Annotated in this window: 10 protein-coding genes; 7 read left to right on the forward strand and 3 right to left on the reverse strand. The window is 57.8% G+C overall.

The genetic code is table 11. The features are described from left to right. The 4 genes from ABUK73_RS07150 to ABUK73_RS07165 all read left to right on the forward strand — a co-directional run bounded on the left by ABUK73_RS07150 (window position 1) and on the right by ABUK73_RS07165 (window position 6,949). Window positions 1-1,329: a sensor histidine kinase gene (locus tag ABUK73_RS07150; protein ID WP_353576674.1), complete on the forward strand. Its 1,329-nt coding sequence runs from the start codon at window positions 1-3 to the stop codon at window positions 1,327-1,329. A 69-nt stretch (window positions 1,330-1,398) separates the two neighbouring features. Continuing rightward, window positions 1,399-2,505: an RHE_PE00001 family protein gene (locus ABUK73_RS07155; RefSeq protein WP_353576675.1), complete on the forward strand. Its 1,107-nt coding sequence runs from the start codon at window positions 1,399-1,401 to the stop codon at window positions 2,503-2,505. A gap of 143 nt (window positions 2,506-2,648) precedes the next feature. Further along, window positions 2,649-3,806, forward strand: coding sequence for an efflux RND transporter periplasmic adaptor subunit (locus tag ABUK73_RS07160; RefSeq protein ID WP_353576676.1), 1,158 nt, complete (start codon window positions 2,649-2,651; stop codon window positions 3,804-3,806). Continuing rightward, complete coding sequence (locus tag ABUK73_RS07165; protein ID WP_353576677.1) at window positions 3,803-6,949, forward strand: efflux RND transporter permease subunit; 3,147 nt, start codon at window positions 3,803-3,805, stop codon at window positions 6,947-6,949. Before ABUK73_RS07160 ends, ABUK73_RS07165 begins: the two co-directional genes overlap by 4 nt. A gap of 81 nt (window positions 6,950-7,030) precedes the next feature. Here ABUK73_RS07165 and ABUK73_RS07170 read toward each other — a convergent pair whose 3' ends face one another. From ABUK73_RS07170 to ABUK73_RS07180, 3 genes are all read right to left on the reverse strand, one after another. After that, window positions 7,031-8,944: a methyl-accepting chemotaxis protein gene (locus tag ABUK73_RS07170; protein ID WP_353576678.1), complete on the reverse strand. Its 1,914-nt coding sequence runs from the start codon at window positions 8,942-8,944 to the stop codon at window positions 7,031-7,033. A 537-nt stretch (window positions 8,945-9,481) separates the two neighbouring features. Further along, a complete protein-coding gene (locus ABUK73_RS07175; protein WP_353576679.1) occupies window positions 9,482-10,792 on the reverse strand; it encodes an HlyD family type I secretion periplasmic adaptor subunit in 1,311 nt (436 codons plus the stop codon). Further along, window positions 10,779-12,623, reverse strand: a complete 1,845-nt coding sequence (locus ABUK73_RS07180) for a type I secretion system permease/ATPase (RefSeq protein ID WP_353576680.1) — start codon at window positions 12,621-12,623, stop codon at window positions 10,779-10,781. Before ABUK73_RS07180 ends, ABUK73_RS07175 begins: the two co-directional genes overlap by 14 nt. Before the next feature lie 284 nt (window positions 12,624-12,907). Between ABUK73_RS07180 and ABUK73_RS07185 the strand changes: the two genes are divergently transcribed. The 3 genes from ABUK73_RS07185 to ABUK73_RS07195 all read left to right on the forward strand — a co-directional run bounded on the left by ABUK73_RS07185 (window position 12,908) and on the right by ABUK73_RS07195 (window position 15,894). After that, on the forward strand, window positions 12,908-13,651 hold the full coding sequence (locus ABUK73_RS07185) for a FadR/GntR family transcriptional regulator (protein WP_353576681.1): 744 nt from the start codon (window positions 12,908-12,910) through the stop codon (window positions 13,649-13,651). A gap of 336 nt (window positions 13,652-13,987) precedes the next feature. Then, window positions 13,988-15,010, forward strand: a complete 1,023-nt coding sequence (locus tag ABUK73_RS07190) for an ABC transporter permease (protein WP_113089991.1) — start codon at window positions 13,988-13,990, stop codon at window positions 15,008-15,010. Further along, a complete protein-coding gene (locus tag ABUK73_RS07195) occupies window positions 15,010-15,894 on the forward strand; it encodes an ABC transporter permease (RefSeq protein WP_113089992.1) in 885 nt (294 codons plus the stop codon). Before ABUK73_RS07190 ends, ABUK73_RS07195 begins: the two co-directional genes overlap by 1 nt. Window positions 15,895-15,896 lie beyond the last annotated feature (2 nt).

Here is a 15,896-nt window from a genome sequence, read left to right on the forward strand (position 1 = left end):
ATGAAGCGCAGCGACAGCATGACCCGCCGCATGGTGATCGCTCTGACCAGCGTCGTTGCATTGTCATGGCTTATCGCCTCGTCTCTCGGCATCATGGTCATGCAGGACGAATTTGCCGAAATCTTCGACAGCAGCGTGCAGGAAACGGCTGACCGCCTGCTCCCGCTGATCGCTGACGATTTGAATGAACGCAGCCCGGAAGCCGAACGGCATCTGGTGCAACCCTCCAGCGGTGAGGAATATCTGACCTATCAGGTCCGTGACAGCGAAGGAGAAGTCCTGCTTCGCTCGCAAGACAGCGCAACAGAACCCTTCGACGTGCCGTTGACACCCGGCTTTGCCGATACGGCGACCCAGCGTATCTACACCGTCGCCACACAGGACGGCAGTCTTTATCTGCAGATGGCGGATGCCTTTGCCAATCGCCGGGAAGCGATCCTTGAGGCCGGGACAGCGCTGATCCTGCCGCTCTTGCTTTTGATTCCCGCCAGCATGATCGCGGTCATACTGGTCGTAAGGCGTACGCTCGCTCCCGTACAGACGTTGCGAGATGAGATCGGCAGCAAGGACAGCGGCAACATGGCGCCGGTGGATGATGCCCATCTTCCAGCCGAACTGCACCCCATCGCCAGATCGGTCAATCTGCTGCTGGAGCGACTGCGCGCTGCACTCGAATCCGAGCGGGCCTTTGCATCGAACAGCGCCCATGAACTGCGAACGCCCATTGCCGGTGCGCTGGCGCAGGCACAAAGGCTGCAAGCAGATATTCCGCCTGAGTTTGCGCCACGGGTCGGCCAGATCGAGCGCTCCCTTTCTCACCTCGCCCAGTTGGCCGAAAAGCTTCTGCAAATGTCCCGCGCCGAGGCCGGGATCGGCTCTTCCGAAACGGATAGCGACCTTCTCCCCATCGTTGAACTGGTTCTGGAAGACATCGGACGCTCGGAAATCGGGGAAAGGCGCATCCAGCTTCACCTGCCATCGGATGGCAACCTGCACGGCATGGTCAACCCGGATGCCTTTGGCATCACCGTGCGCAATCTGGTGGAAAACGCGTTGGTACACAGCCCAAGTGGCAGTCCCGTGGATGTCCACATCGGCAATGACAACTCATTCCGGGTCGTCAATCATGGCGTTGTTGTCGATAAGGCCCTGTTGCCCAAGCTGATCACCCGCTTTACCAGAGGCGCGACACAGGCGACAGGATCAGGCTTGGGGCTTGCCATCGTCCAACATCTCGTCGCGCAAATGAACGGCTCGCTGGCGCTGGCATCTCCAGCCAAGGGACGGGATGACGGATTTGAGGTCAAAATTACGCTGCCAGACGCATAAAAGCGGGCAAAACCAAATGAAAGCCAAATCCGAAATTGCTTTCATAGTAGCCGCATCCTATCAGATTCTATGCTCTACGATATCAATCGATTGCCCCTCGATACGCTACTGCTGCCCTGTACGCGGGCAACGGAGGCCGTAGCACGGCTGGATGAGCGCGTGTCCCGCTCGCCTTTTAGCCAGGGCTTTCTGGAGCGGCAGGATTTTACCGATGCGGTCTCGTCGCTCTGGGTCGATGGTGAGCTGGTTCACATCGAAGACCTCGTGTTGAACGATGCCCATATGGATATCCGCCCACCCACGCATGAAATCGGCATCGCCAACCGGGTGCTGCGCGCGCGTCGACAGATATTCAGCAACGAACCGAAATGGGCGCTGAGCACCGCCGGTCTATCGAGGCTGCGCGGTGAAGCACCTCGAAGTGAGGCGCCTTCGCAGATAGAAGATCGCACGGCACAGAATGCCACTGAAAATCTTGACGCTGACGACGCGGACATGCCGCTCAGCGATGAGCTGTCAGCCATAGACCGCCTGATTGCCAGAAGCTCTGCCACGCTTGATATCATCGCGAAAGACGAACGTCCGCCGCAATATCCTACTTTCGAGAACCCGACCCGCGATCCGGACTGGAACGAGGACGAGCGTCTCGATGAATGGAAGAAGGTCGTCAAAGCCAGTGCCGGTCTTCCCGCAACGCTACGCGCCTCCATCGCGCTCGACGCGTGGCAGAAGCTGGAAGTGTTGCAGCGCAGCCCGTGGCTCGGACGCCAGCTGGCCTCCGCCGTTTTGCGTGACGAAGGCCTGTCCCCCGCTCATCTGCCCGCGCTGAATACAGGATTGCGAGCCGTTTCCCGTGAACGACGAAATGCTGGCAACCAAGCTGCACGCCTCGTCGCATTCCTCGAGGGCATTCAGGAAGCGGCGATGCTCGGGCTCAAGGAACATGATCGCCTGCTGAACGCCAAAGGCCGCATGGAGCGCAGACTTCTTGGCCGCAGATCAAGCTCTCGCCTACCGGATCTGATCGACCTCGTTCTTGCCCGCCCGGTCGTCTCAACATCCATGATCGTCAAAGCTTTGGGCACGACGCCGCAGGGTGCGGTCGGCCTCGCCAACCAGCTGGAATTACGCGAAATGACGGGTCGCGGGCGCTTCCGCGCCTGGGGCGTGATTTGATTTTTCAATGGCCGAACACGTAGCGGCATCAACGGCTGCTCGCACCCGCCGGATACCGACAATAATCGCGCCCGACTTTATCGCGCGCATTGAACCAAAGTCACTGTCACAGCGTTAATCGACCGCTTTCAGGAGTGGCATGCATGACAAGACCTTCGGTTCAATTGCTTGCCAAGATTGGCACCCGCAAAGGGGTGGCCCTGCTGGCAGGTTTCATCGCTATTCAATCCACATCTTCTTTCGCAGACGACCCGCCGCCCGTTCCCGTGACGGCGATAAAAGCGAGTGTCGAGACGATTGATCGCGTCATAAACGGCATCGGCACTGTCGCCCCTCTGCAATCCGTCAACGTTCGTCCGCGCATCGATGGACAGGTCACGGAAATCTCCTTCACCGAAGGCCAGTTGGTCGAAAAAGGCAGTGTTCTGCTCAAGCTCGATGACCGGGAGCTGGTTTCGGCGTTGACCTCGGCTCAGGCCAAGAGGGCGCAGGATCAGGCGCAGCTCAACAGCGCACGAACCGATGCGCAGCGCTATGCCGCGCTGGCCGAGAAGGGTGTCGCATCCGCCTCGACGCTTGAACAGAAAACAGCATCCAGCGAGCAATATGCAGCAGCTGTGCAGTATGACGATGCGCAGATCAAAAACGCCGAAACGCAACTCAGCTTCGCTACCGTCATCGCACCGATTTCCGGCCGCACGGGTTTCAAACAGGTCGATGTCGGCAGCCTGATCAGCGCAAGTTCCACCGATGGCATCGTCACCATCACGCAAATGGACCCGATTGCCGTGTCCTTCGTCGCCCCCGGTGATCGGTTCGGCGAAATCCGTGAAGCGCTCAAGCAGGGCATCGCCGAGGTTCAATTGGTTAGCACCGATGGCAGCCATGTCCTCGCTAAAGGAAAACTGACGACCGTGGACAACGCCGTCGATGCATCGAACGGCTCCATTCACCTGCGCGCGACATTCGATAACAAGGACGGCGCGCTTTGGCCCGGCCTGCCCGTCGCGACCACGCTGACTGTAGAGAAACGCAACGGCGTCGTCGTTCCCGACAAGGCACTCGCCCGCGGTCGCGATGGTCTTTACGCCTATGTGGTCGGGCAGGATGGCAAGGTCCAGAAGAAAAACGTCAAAACCGCCTATGTGACCAATGCCAGAGCGCTGGTAACCGATGGCATCGGCGAAGGCGATCAGGTCGTGATGGACGGCCAGTCGCGCATTGGCGATGGCGACAAGGTGCAGGTCACGCCTTGGACAGGCTCCCCCACCGGCGAGCTTGCTGAAAAGGCCAATCCATGATGGACAAGCCTCAGGACACAGAACAAAAAATCAAACACGGCTTTTTCGATTTTTTCATCATGCATCCGGTGGCAACCGGGCTCATCATGGCGGGTATCTTCCTACTCGGCGCGGTCTGCTATCCTTTCATGCCCGTCTCTGCCCTACCGCAGATCGATTTTCCAACGGTCCAGATCGCCGCCAACCTTCCCGGCGCATCGCCGGATACGATGGCGTCGAGTGTTGCCCAGCCCATCGAAGAGGCTCTGTCGCGCGTCAGCGGCATTACGGAAATGACGTCCAACAGTTCGCTCGGCACGACGTCTATTACCGTTCAGTTCGGCCTGGATCAGGATATCCAGACAGCAGCAAGCGATGTCCAGACCGCCATCAGCGAGGCTGCTGGCCAACTGCCCAAGGACATGACATCGCTTCCGACTGTGCGAAAGGTCAACCCGGCTGACGCCCCCGTCATGCAGCTATCGGCAAGTTCGGACACGCTGACACTGCCGGAACTGGATGAATACATCGAGCGCAATGTCGCCTCGAAAATCGGGCAGGTGTCCGGCGTCGCCTATGTCAATATCGGCGGCAAGCAAAAGCCAGCCATCCGCATTGCAGTCGACCCGGGCCGGCTTGCGCAGGCAGACGTGACGATGGAAGACGTGCGCACTGCCATCGGCAATCTCAGCCTCAGCGCGCCAAAAGGCAATATAGACGACCCGACCCGCACCTTCCCCATATACACCAACGATCAGATCGGCAGCAGCGCCGAGTGGAACGACGCCGTCATCGCCTACCGTAATGGCGGCCCGGTGCGTATTCGCGACATCGGCCAGGCGGTGAATGGCGCTGAAGACAACAAGATGGCGCACTGGACCAATGGCCAGCGCGGCATCGCGCTCGATGTTTTCCGGCAGCCCGGCGCGAATGTTATTGCCGTCGTCAATGCGGTGAAGGAACAGCTTCCGGCCCTTCAGGCTTCGCTCCCTAAATCTATCAAGCTGGAACTGGTGACGGATCGCACAAGCACCATCCGGGCATCCGTTGAGGATGTGCAGTTCACGCTGATGTTGACCATTGGCCTCGTGGTCGTCGTGATCTTCCTGTTCCTGCGCAATCTGCGCGCCACGATCATTCCCGTCCTCACCTTACCCATCGCACTTGTCGGCGCGCTTGCGCCCATGTGGGTGCTTGGTTTCAGCCTCGACAATCTCTCGCTGATGGCTCTCGTCGTCGCCGTTGGCTTCGTCGTGGACGATGCCATCGTGATGCTGGAAAACATATCTCGCCACATCGAAGACGGCATGGAGCCCCTTGAAGCAGCGCGCAAAGGTGCGGGTGAAATCGGTTTCACTATCGTTTCCATCAGCCTCTCGCTGATTGCCGTGTTGATACCGATCCTGTTGATGGGAGGTATCGTTGGGCGGCTTTTCCGGGAATTTGCGGTGACGCTGACCGTTGCCATCATCATTTCCGCCATCGTCTCTCTTACGCTCACCCCCATGCTGGCATCCCGCTTCATCCGCCCCATGGATGACAGCAAGCGCGGGCGTTTCTACAAGGCGGGCGAGGCCTTTTTTGATGGCCTGACCTCACTTTACATCCGCAGTCTGAAACCCGTTCTGCGCCACCGTTATATCACGCTGGTGGTTTTTCTGTGCACCATCGCGGCCACTGGCTATCTCTTCGTCATCGCGCCAAAAGGCTTCTTCCCGGAACAGGATACTGGCTTTATCGCAGGTCTTTCGCAGGCATCGCCGGACATTTCCTTCACCGAAATGGCAAAGCTTCAGGAACGTGTCAGCGCCATCATCCTGAAAGACCCGGCTGTCTATAGCGTGTTCATGGATATTGGCGGCGGCAATGGCGGCAACGCGCTCAATCAGGGTCATGTCAATATCACCTTGAAGCCGCTCGATCAGCGCGATGTCAGCGCCAAACAAGTTATCGACAGGCTGAGCTCTGCCCTCAATGCGCAGCAAGGCATCAAACTTTTCATGCAATCGGCGCAGGATATCAATATCGGTGCCCGCCCGGCGAAAACCCAATATCAGTTCACCCTTCAGGATGCCGACATCCAGGAACTGGGAGATTGGGCCGGGAAGATCACCAGCGGTCTTCAAGGGCTGGCGGAACTCAGAGACGTCGGAAGCGACCAGCAGGCAGAAGCGCCCAACCTGTCCATCAAGATCGACCGAGCCGCAGCCACGCTGTATGGCGTTCTACCCTCCACCATCGATGACACGCTATATGACGCCTTCGGCCAGAGGCAGGTGGCTTCCTATTCGACACAGACGGATACATTCCGCGTCATTCTGGAAGTTCTGCCAAGCCTTCAGCGCGACATCGCGACGCTGGAAAGACTGTCTGTGCGGGCCAGCAACGGAACGCTTGTGCCGCTTTCCGTCGTCGCCAAATGGTCGACGGATGGTGTTTCTCCCGTCTCGATCTCGCATCAGGGCCAATCACCCGCGGTAACCGTTTCCTTCAATCTCGCACCCAATGTCGCACTGGGACAGGCAACGGCAGCGATTGAAAATGCCGTTTCCCACATGCAGCCGCCTGCTTCCCTGCAGACCAGCTTTTCTGGCAGCGCCAAGGCCTTCAAGGATTCGCTGGGCACGGTGCCGTTGCTCATCCTCGCCTCACTTGTGGTGGTCTACATCATCCTTGGCGTTCTTTACGAAAGCCTCATTCACCCGCTGACGATTCTATCCACGCTGCCATCGGCGGGCCTCGGGGCTTTGCTGGCGCTTCAGATTGCGGGTTTCGATTTCGGGCTTGTCGCCATGATCGGCGTCATCCTTTTGATCGGCATCGTCAAGAAAAACGGCATCATGCTGGTCGATTTCGCGATACAGGCGGAACGAGATGAGGGGCTGAGCAGCGAGGACGCCATTACCCAGGCCGCCCAGATGCGGTTTCGCCCCATCTTGATGACAACAATGGCCGCGCTTCTCGGCGGGCTGCCTTTGGCCATCGGCCACGGATCAGGCTCGGAACTGCGCCAGCCGCTCGGCTATGCCATCGTCGGCGGCTTGCTGGTCAGCCAGTTGCTGACGCTCTACACCACGCCCGTCATCTATCTGCTGCTGGACAAGCTGAGAAGCCGGGACACATCAAAAGTCACGACGCAGAATACAGCACCAACAGCCGCCTGAAAGAAGCGCTTATAAACAGCATAACGCCCGCGATAAGCGCGGGCGTCATCTTCACTCAAAGCTCATGCGAGCGTCGCTCGATCAAAACTCTTCCCAGTCCGACTTAATCGCTGCGTTGCCGTTGAAAGCTGCAGCAACCTTGCGGCTCAGCGCGCGTGCGGGAGACTGGACAGGGCGCTCGGTGGGAGCAGCGGCACGCACCGGTGCTTCGTAACCCCCTGAAAGCTTGAACTGGCCCAGCAGATGGTTGAGCGATGCCACTTCCTTCGCAAGACCATGGCTTGCCGCGGTCTGCTCTTCGACCATGGCGGCGTTCTTCTGCGTGTCCTGATCCATCTGGTTCACAGCCGTGTTGATCTGCTGCAAGCCGGAAGATTGTTCCTGTGCCGCATCCACGATGGCGACGACGTGACGGTTGATTTCCTGCACTTCGGCCACGATGGTTTCCAGCGCACGACCGGTTTCGCCAACCAGCTGAACGCCCTGCTCGACCTGAGCGTTGGAAGTGGTGATCAGGCCCTTGATGTCCTTTGCCGCACTGGCGGACCGCTGAGCAAGCTCACGCACTTCCTGTGCAACGACCGCAAAGCCCTTGCCTGCCTCGCCGGCACGCGCGGCTTCAACACCCGCGTTCAGCGCAAGAAGGTTGGTCTGGAAGGCAATCTCATCGATGACGCTGATGATGTTGGAGATTTCAGACGAGGACTTCTCGATCTGCTCCATGGCAACCACGGCCTTGCGGACGACATCACCGGACTGTTCTGCACCGGTGCGAGCGCGGGCTACCAGCTGACCAGCTTCCTGTGCACGCTTGGTCGAATCCTTGACCGTCGTGGTGATTTCTTCGAGAGCCGCTGCGGTTTCTTCGACAGACGCTGCCTGCTGCTCGGTACGCTTGGCCAGATCATCGGCAGCCGAGCGGATTTCATTGGCACCGGCATCGATACCCCGGGCGTTTTCGGCCACGCGGCTCAGCGCCGTCTGAAGCTTCTCGGCAGAGGAGTTGAAGTTGCTACGGACGGCATCCAGGTGGGCGGCAAACGGCTGGCTGATGCGATAGGACACATCACCATCCGAGAGACGAGACAGGGCAGCAGCAAGGTTATCGACAGCAAAGCTGGTGTCTGCGGCTTCCTTGGCCTTCTGCTCTTCGCGGGCAATCCGCTCCTTTTCGGATACGCTGCGGTTGGCCTCGGCTTCCGCTTCAAGGCGCGACCGTTCGATGGCGTTCTGACGGAACACGGACACGGCAGCGGCCATTGCGCCAATTTCATCCTTCCGATCGCCATGTGGCACCTCGCGTGAGGTGTCGCCAGCGGCCAGTGTGTTCATCGATGACGTAATTTCGGCAATGGGCATAGCAACCTTGCGGAAGCTGAAGAAAGCCGCAAATGCACCGATGATTCCAACAATGGACGCTAGTATAACTGTGGCACTGAAGGAAAACGAAGCAACGGCTCTGGCCTCTGCCAAAGCGGACTCACCACCAGATTTGTTGAGCGCAATCATTTCGTTGAAAGCAGCCACAGCAATGCCGCCTTCTTCGGTCATTTTCTTGATCTGCTCCTTGGCCTCTTCAGTCTTGCCAGCCCGCTTGAACTCGATCATCTGATCGCCAGACTTTTCGTATTCGTTGATAGCGCTTTCCGTCGCCTGCGTCTTTGACGTCATAGCCGCTGTCGTCAAACTTGCGCTGAATGCGTCGAACGCACGTTTGCGTATCTGGATAGCGTTTTGAACAGAAACCGCTGCTTTCGCTATCTCTGCTTCGCCCTGAGCGGCCATCGCCAGTGCATAATTACGCCGGACATCACCGAGTAAGCGATCCAGTTCGGCTATTTGCATCTGTCGGGAAATGCGGAAACCCATGGTTTCCAGTTGCTTCTGGAGGCCGTTGACCGAATACATGGAAAACAAACCCTGCCCGATGCCGAGCGACACCACGATAGCGAACATAAGAGGCAAAAGCGTTTTGATGCGAATATTATTGAGCATTAGGCAGATCCTTATTTAGATGCGTAATTCCTCCCAAATACGCATGTGACGCTAAGTTAGAAGCACACGCACAGTGTGTTCCATGATGAGACGCGGAGGCTGTTAGGCGACCTTATTCTGATGGTTTGGCTCTAATGCTGGTTGCAGGCATGCGTGTGACTTCAGCCGATACAAAGAACGTTCGAGCGAATTTTCGCATTTTCAGGACAGACGGGGCTCCTCAGATAAGCACTTCGAACAAACCGGCGAGACGCATCCAAGACGCTCAATAAGATTGAGCGAAAAGCATCGTTCTGCCAGATTGGGGGTACTTCGTCATGAAGCGGTTGTGAGCGCAAGTTTGAGCATAACTTGTTTAAGCACAGTTAACAAAAGGCAGCTTATTTTTGCAAATAACACAGCATATTCAATATAATTTTATTAGAACTGACGAATTAAAAAAGACACAATCCTCTTCCGTAACGTAAGTTTACCAACTCCAGTTCATAGGGAAACCTTGAGGAAAAAGTGCCCTCTACGGTCAGGCTCCGTCAGTTTTCACTCTTCCCGAAACGCGCGATTGATCTGGTCGGAGAGTGGTTTCATGAGATAAGACAGGGCGGTTCTGTCTTGCGTTTTTATCATTGCCTCGGCGGGCATGCCGGGAACGAGCGTCAAATCTTTCAGCCTTGCCAATTCAGGCTCAGCAACCGTAAGACGCACGACATAATAAGAAGCCCCGGTCCTTTCATTCGTGGCTAAATCTGGAGCGATGCGCGTGACGCGGGCATTGAGTTGCGGGGTCGTTCGCTGGCTGAATGCAGACATGCGCAGCACCGCCTCGTGGCCGATGCTGATCTGGTCGATATCCTTTGGCGCGATCTGCACCTCAAGCACCAGCTCATCCCCCTCCGGCACGATGGACATGATGTCCTCTGCCGGGCTGATGACACCACCAACCGTGTGCACCATGAGTTGATGCACCGTGCCGGATTGTGGTGCGATGATATCGATGCGCTTCAAACTGTCTTCTGCGGAAATCTTGCGTTCCACATATTCGCCGATCTGCGCCTGCACCTCGCGTAACTCACGTCCAACCTCGGATTTCAGATCCTGATCGACTTGCAAAATTTGCAGCTGGGTCTCGGCAATACGCCCGCCAACCTGCGCCTGATAGGCGATTTTCTCACCGCGCTCCCCGCCAAATGTCGCGATCTGCGTTTTCAGGCTGTTCAGGCGTTGGTCGGAGACGACGCCCTGCTCCCTCAACGAACTTAAAGAGGCAATTTCCTTCTTCAGAACGTCTATGCCCTGCGCATAGGCCGTTTCCTGCGCCTTCAGGCCTTCGATTTCGTAATGTGACTGGGCAATGCGCTCCAGAAGCTGAGCCTTCTTGCCTTGCCGGGATTCCTTGCGGAACTCGAAAAGCCGGGTTTCGCTGAGGATGGCCGACGCCACATCCGGGTCTCCACGCCGAGCCAGAAGCTCACTGGGATAGGATATCTGTTCCATATCATCCCGCTCGGCTTCCAGTCGCGACAGCCTTGCCGTTAACTCATCCAGCCGTTTTGTGACGATGGCCAGATTGGCGCGGGTTTGCGTGGCATCCAGCCGCATCACCACATCGCCCGCCTTCACGACATCGCCATCCCGAACCAGAATTTCCCCAACCACACCGCCGGTGGGGTGCTGCACTTTCTTGACATAGGAATCGACCACGAAGTGACCGGGGGCGACGACTGCACCTGAAAGCGAGGTGACGGATGCCCATGCTCCTGCCCCACCCACCAGCACCACGCCCATGACGACGCCCGCAAGCAGATGAGCCCGGATGGACCGAGAGACATCGAAAGCCTTAATGTTTGACATCGCTGCTGTCCTCCGTTTCCACCTCACTTGCAGTGACCTCATCAGACTGAACTGCCTGCTGGGCCACGGCGCGGAGCGGTCTTACGCCGTGACCTGTCGCCGCAAAACTTTTGGCAGGCGGCGCGGCGGCGCCGCTGCCTTTGAGAACTCTTGACAGGACCTCATCTCGGGGCCCGAACGCCTTCTGCTGCCCATTCTCCATCACCATCACCAGATCGACGACACCGATAGCGCTTGGCCGGTGTGCGACAACCACGGCAATGCCGCCCCTTGCGCGAACGGATGCAATGGCGTTGACCACAGCTGCTTCCCCCTCCGCATCAAGATTGGCGTTGGGCTCGTCCAGCACCACGATGAACGGATTGCGATAAAGCGCGCGCGCCAGGCCGATGCGCTGCCTTTGCCCGGCCGACAGAGCAGAACCTGCCTCACCGATGCGGGTCTCATAGCCCTTCTCGAAACGCAGGATCAGTTCGTGAGCGCCCGCCGCTTTCGCAGCAGCAACAATCGCTGCGGAATCAGCCTCGTCATCGAAGCGTGAAATATTGTCAGCGATGGTGCCATCGAAAAGCTCCACGCCTTGCGGCAGATAGCCCATGTGCCGCCCAAGCACCTCACGATCCCATTGGTCGAGACTGGCGCCATCGAGCCGAACCTTGCCGGACGCTGGCACCCAGGCATTGACCAGCACCCGCGCAAGCGTCGATTTCCCAGAGCCCGATGAACCGATGACACCGAGCGCACTGCCCGCCCGCAACGTGAAATTCAGCCCGGCAACCGTCGGCTTCGTTTCTCCCGGCGGCACGATGACCACACCTTCGACGCGCAGGTCTCTGACGGGCACAGGCAAAGCCGTGACCGGTCGGTCCTGCGGAATTTTCGCCAGCAAATCCTGTAAACGGCTCCAGCTTTGGCGCGCCATCAAAAACGGTTTCCAGTTGCCAATCGCCAAATCCACGGGTGCCAGCGCCCGCCCCATCATGATGGAGCTTGCAATCATCACACCGCTGCTGACTTCCTGCCGAATGACGAGATAGGCACCAACACCCAGAATGGAGGATTGCAGCATGATGCGCAGCATTTTGGACATGCCGCCCAGCGTATTCGAGATATCCCCAGCCGCCCTGTTTGCCGTCAGGTAGCTGTCATTCGCGTCACCCCAGCGGGATGCGATACGCTTCCCCATGCCCATGGACTGGATGACTTCAGCGTTACGCCGTGCCCCCTCCAGCAAACCGTTGCGATGCATGTTGTGACTGATCGTATCGCGGATCGGCTTCTGTGACAGGGCATTGGTCAACAGCGTCAGCGCGATTAAAACGACGGCACCGACCAGCGCGGTCATGCCGATCCAGAAATGGAAGAAAAAACAGATGCCGAGGTAGAGCGGCATCCATGGCAGATCAAAAAGCGCGGTCGGCCCCTGCCCCGATAAAAAGCCGCGAACATTATCCAGATCGCGCAGCGGCTGAAGCCCATCCCCCGGCATCCGTCTGATCAGCGGCAAACGCACAACCGCATCATGCACGCGGCCCGACAGCTGATTGTCGAACTGCTCGCCAATACGCAACAAAACACGCGACCGTATGATTTCCAGCACCGCCTGCACCATGAACATAGCGGCGGCCAGAATGGCCAGACCAATGAGCGTTTCGACGCTGCCGCTGGCCAATACGCGGTCATAGACTTGCAGCATGAAAAGAGGAGATGTCAGCGCCAGCACATTCACAACGCCGCTGATCAGGGCGATGGCTGAAATGACCCATTTGAATGACGGAGCATCCGCAGCAGCCCTGTGCTGCGACGGTGACTGTTGGAAAAATCCGAGCACATTCTTTTCCGTGGGTTCAAGTCGTGATGTCGACGCCACCGGCAGTCCAAATCTTTCCGGTAACACCCGCTCGTGCGTCGCCCCAAAGACCGTCTTGATCGAATATCGCGAAATTATCGGTCTGCTGGCTACGATGGTTTGGAGCGTAGCCCAAAAATAGTCGTGGCAGCGGCGGCCTGTAAACCCTGATACCGTGTCAGTGGAAATTGAGGTAGACAAGAAAACTTGCATTGCGGCAGCGAGTTGCTAACATGCCAGACAGGTAACAGCCAGGTGAGGCCAATATGGACGCTGCACGCACAGTCGAGCGAGGGACGTCACTCGCATCCAAGATCAGCACGGCCTTGCGGCGCGATCTGGTTGGAGGCGTCTTTCGTCCGGGTGATCGCCTGCCCAGCGAAAGCGCACTGACACGGGAATATTCCGTCAGCCGCACCGTGGTTCGCGAGGCTATCGCCATCTTGCGCGCGGATGGATTGGTAGAAGCCCGCAAGGGTGCTGGCATTTTCGCGCTGCAAATCCAGCAGGAAAAGGACGAACCCTTCAAGGATTTGACGACGGAACGTATCTCCTCCGTCATAGAGCTTCTGGAACTGAGAACCGTCTTCGAAGTCGAGTCGGCTGGCCTTGCCGCCTCACGCCGTTCGGCCACCCAGATCGAGGCTATTCTTGACGCGCACAACAAGATTGGCGAGTGTCTCGAGAACGGCCAGCCGACCCGCGATGCGGATTTCGATCTTCATTTCAAAATCGCGGAAGCCACGCAAAACCGCCGCTTTCCAGAGTTTTTGCGCCTCATCAGATCAGGCATCATTCCGCGCGGAGAGTTACAGGGCGCCGAACCTGGCTCACGCCCGAAAGACTACAATCTGCATCTTCAGGAAGAACATGGACGCATCGTTGACGCCATTATCGAAGGCGATGCAGAAGCTGCCCGCGAGCAGATGCGCATCCATCTGCGCGGAAGCCTCGAACGCTACAAGGTGCTTTTGCGGTCCAAGACCGCCCATGTCGAAGACAAGGGCTGAAGCAGGCCTAAGAGACTGAGATTAAGTTCAGATTACGCTGCTTAGTCCACCTATGGTGCAGCGGTGCGGTATCTTTCTTCTCCTCGCCGGGGAGAAGGTCGGCCGAAGGCACGGATCAGGGGCTAGCTCTTCGTATCCACCTACCCTGTCCGCTCATCCCGCTGCCGCACTCTCTTCTCAATCGGCAGAACGCAAAAAGACGCGAAGCCCCTCGTCCCCAACCTGTCTCTCAACCCTCCAGCGTCATGCTTGACAGATACGACAACATGTGACAGATTTTTGAAAACTTGTCAGACATGAAGCGCTCGCTTCGGGAGGCTGGCAGAGGGAGGAAATATGCACATACGAAGCCCGCGCCTTGCCGGCGCGGCCGGGCAAATCGGCACCATTGCCATTACGCTGCTCGGCCTGCTTTTGCTCACCTTCTTCATCGGGCGTCTGATGCCTGCGGACCCGGTCCGTGCCATCGTCGGTGAAGATGCGACCCGCGAAACCTACGAACAGGTTTTCCGCTCGCTGGGTCTCGACAAGCCAATCTGGCAGCAATTCTTCTACTATCTTGGAGATGTTTTCACCGGAAACTTCGGCACATCCATCCGAACCGGCCAACCTGTCATTCAGGACATCCTGCATGTCATGCCAGCTACAATCGAGCTGGCGACATTCGCCATCATGATCGGCGCTGGCCTTGGCGTGCCCATGGGCGTCTTTGCAGCCGTCAACAAGGATCGCTGGCCCGACCATGTCGTTCGCGTCATCAGCCTGTTCGGCCATTCCATGCCGATTTTCTGGACAGGCATGATTGCGCTCATCGTTTTCTACGCCAAACTCGATCTCGTCGGCGGCAGCGGTCGCATGGACCAGTTCTATATCGGCCTTGTCGATGAACGGACCGGCTTCCTGTTGATCGACAGCCTTCTGGCCGGAGACATGGATGTCTTCTGGTCCGCCGTGAACCATCTTATCCTTCCCGCCGCACTGCTGGGTTACTCATCCTCCGCCTATATAACCCGCATGACCCGCAGCTTCATGCTCGACCAGCTCGGTCAGGAATATGTAACAACGGCACGCGTGAAAGGTCTCTCCAGCCGGCAGACCATCTGGCGTCACGCATTCGCCAACATCCGCGTCCAGCTCGTCACCATCGTAGCGCTGGCCTATGGCTCGCTGCTGGAAGGCGCCGTGCTGATCGAAACCGTCTTCGCATGGCCGGGCTTTGGCCAGTATCTGACCAGCAACCTCATCATCGGCGATATGAATGCGGTCATGACCTGCGTCTTGATTGTCGGCGTCATCTTCATCGGCCTCAATCTTCTGTCCGATATTCTTTACCGCTTCTTCGATCCGAGGACACGCTGATGACCGCGCAAGCAGAAAAAATCAGGCTTCCCGCCTCCGTCAACGCGTTGAAGAACATCGTTCTTTTCCTATTGCGCAGCCCGACGTCGACGTTCGGACTGCTCGTTCTTGCCATTCTGATCCTTGCAGCAGTCTTCGCACCGCTGATCGCCACGCACGACCCCTATGTGCAGGATTTGACGAATGTGCTGAAAGCACCGGGTGACGGCCACTTCTTCGGTACGGATGAACTCGGTCGCGATATTTTCAGCCGCCTCGTCTTCGGTGCGCGCATCACGTTGACCATCATCTTCCTCGTCTCCATCGTGGTCGGCCCCATCGGCCTCATCATCGGCACGGCGTCGGGCTATCTCGGTGGCAAGTTCGATACGGTCATGATGCGCATCACCGATATCTTCCTGTCCTTCCCAAGCCTGATCCTGTCGCTGGCCTTCGTTGCAGCGCTTGGCCCAAGCCTCAACAATGCAATCATTGCCATCGCACTCACCTCATGGCCGCCGATTGCCCGCCTTGCCCGCGCCGAAGCCATGACCTTCCGTAATGCGGATTACATCGCCGCAGCCCGTCTGCAAGGTGCGTCGCCGATGCGCATCATCGTCAAGTCAATCATGCCCATGTGCCTGCCATCGGTCCTCATTCGCCTGACGCTGAACATGGCAACCGTCATCCTGACAGCTGCCGGTCTCGGCTTTCTGGGCCTCGGCGCGCAACCACCCTTGCCGGAATGGGGCGCGATGATTGCAACAGGCCGTCGCTATATGCTGGACAATTGGTGGCTGGTGACGTTCCCCGGCGTGTCGATCCTTTCCGTCAGCCTTGCCTTCAACCTTCTGGGTGATGGTTTGCGCGATGCGCTGGATCCCAAGCAGATGAACCGGAGATAAGC

This window comes from Agrobacterium vacciniicorymbosi (assembly GCF_040427045.1).
Classification (GTDB): domain Bacteria; phylum Pseudomonadota; class Alphaproteobacteria; order Rhizobiales; family Rhizobiaceae; genus Agrobacterium.

Coding starts and splice junctions, on each gene's coding strand:
- ABUK73_RS07170 (WP_353576678.1), bottom strand. CDS start 8,944: ATGCTCAATAATATTCGCATCAAAACGCTTTTGCCTCTTATGTTCGCT.
- ABUK73_RS07165 (WP_353576677.1), top strand. CDS start 3,803: ATGATGGACAAGCCTCAGGACACAGAACAAAAAATCAAACACGGCTTT.
- ABUK73_RS07155 (WP_353576675.1), top strand. CDS start 1,399: ATGCTCTACGATATCAATCGATTGCCCCTCGATACGCTACTGCTGCCC.
- ABUK73_RS07150 (WP_353576674.1), top strand. CDS start 1: ATGAAGCGCAGCGACAGCATGACCCGCCGCATGGTGATCGCTCTGACC.
- ABUK73_RS07195 (WP_113089992.1), top strand. CDS start 15,010: ATGACCGCGCAAGCAGAAAAAATCAGGCTTCCCGCCTCCGTCAACGCG.
- ABUK73_RS07160 (WP_353576676.1), top strand. CDS start 2,649: ATGACAAGACCTTCGGTTCAATTGCTTGCCAAGATTGGCACCCGCAAA.
- ABUK73_RS07175 (WP_353576679.1), bottom strand. CDS start 10,792: ATGTCAAACATTAAGGCTTTCGATGTCTCTCGGTCCATCCGGGCTCAT.
- ABUK73_RS07190 (WP_113089991.1), top strand. CDS start 13,988: ATGCACATACGAAGCCCGCGCCTTGCCGGCGCGGCCGGGCAAATCGGC.
- ABUK73_RS07185 (WP_353576681.1), top strand. CDS start 12,908: ATGGACGCTGCACGCACAGTCGAGCGAGGGACGTCACTCGCATCCAAG.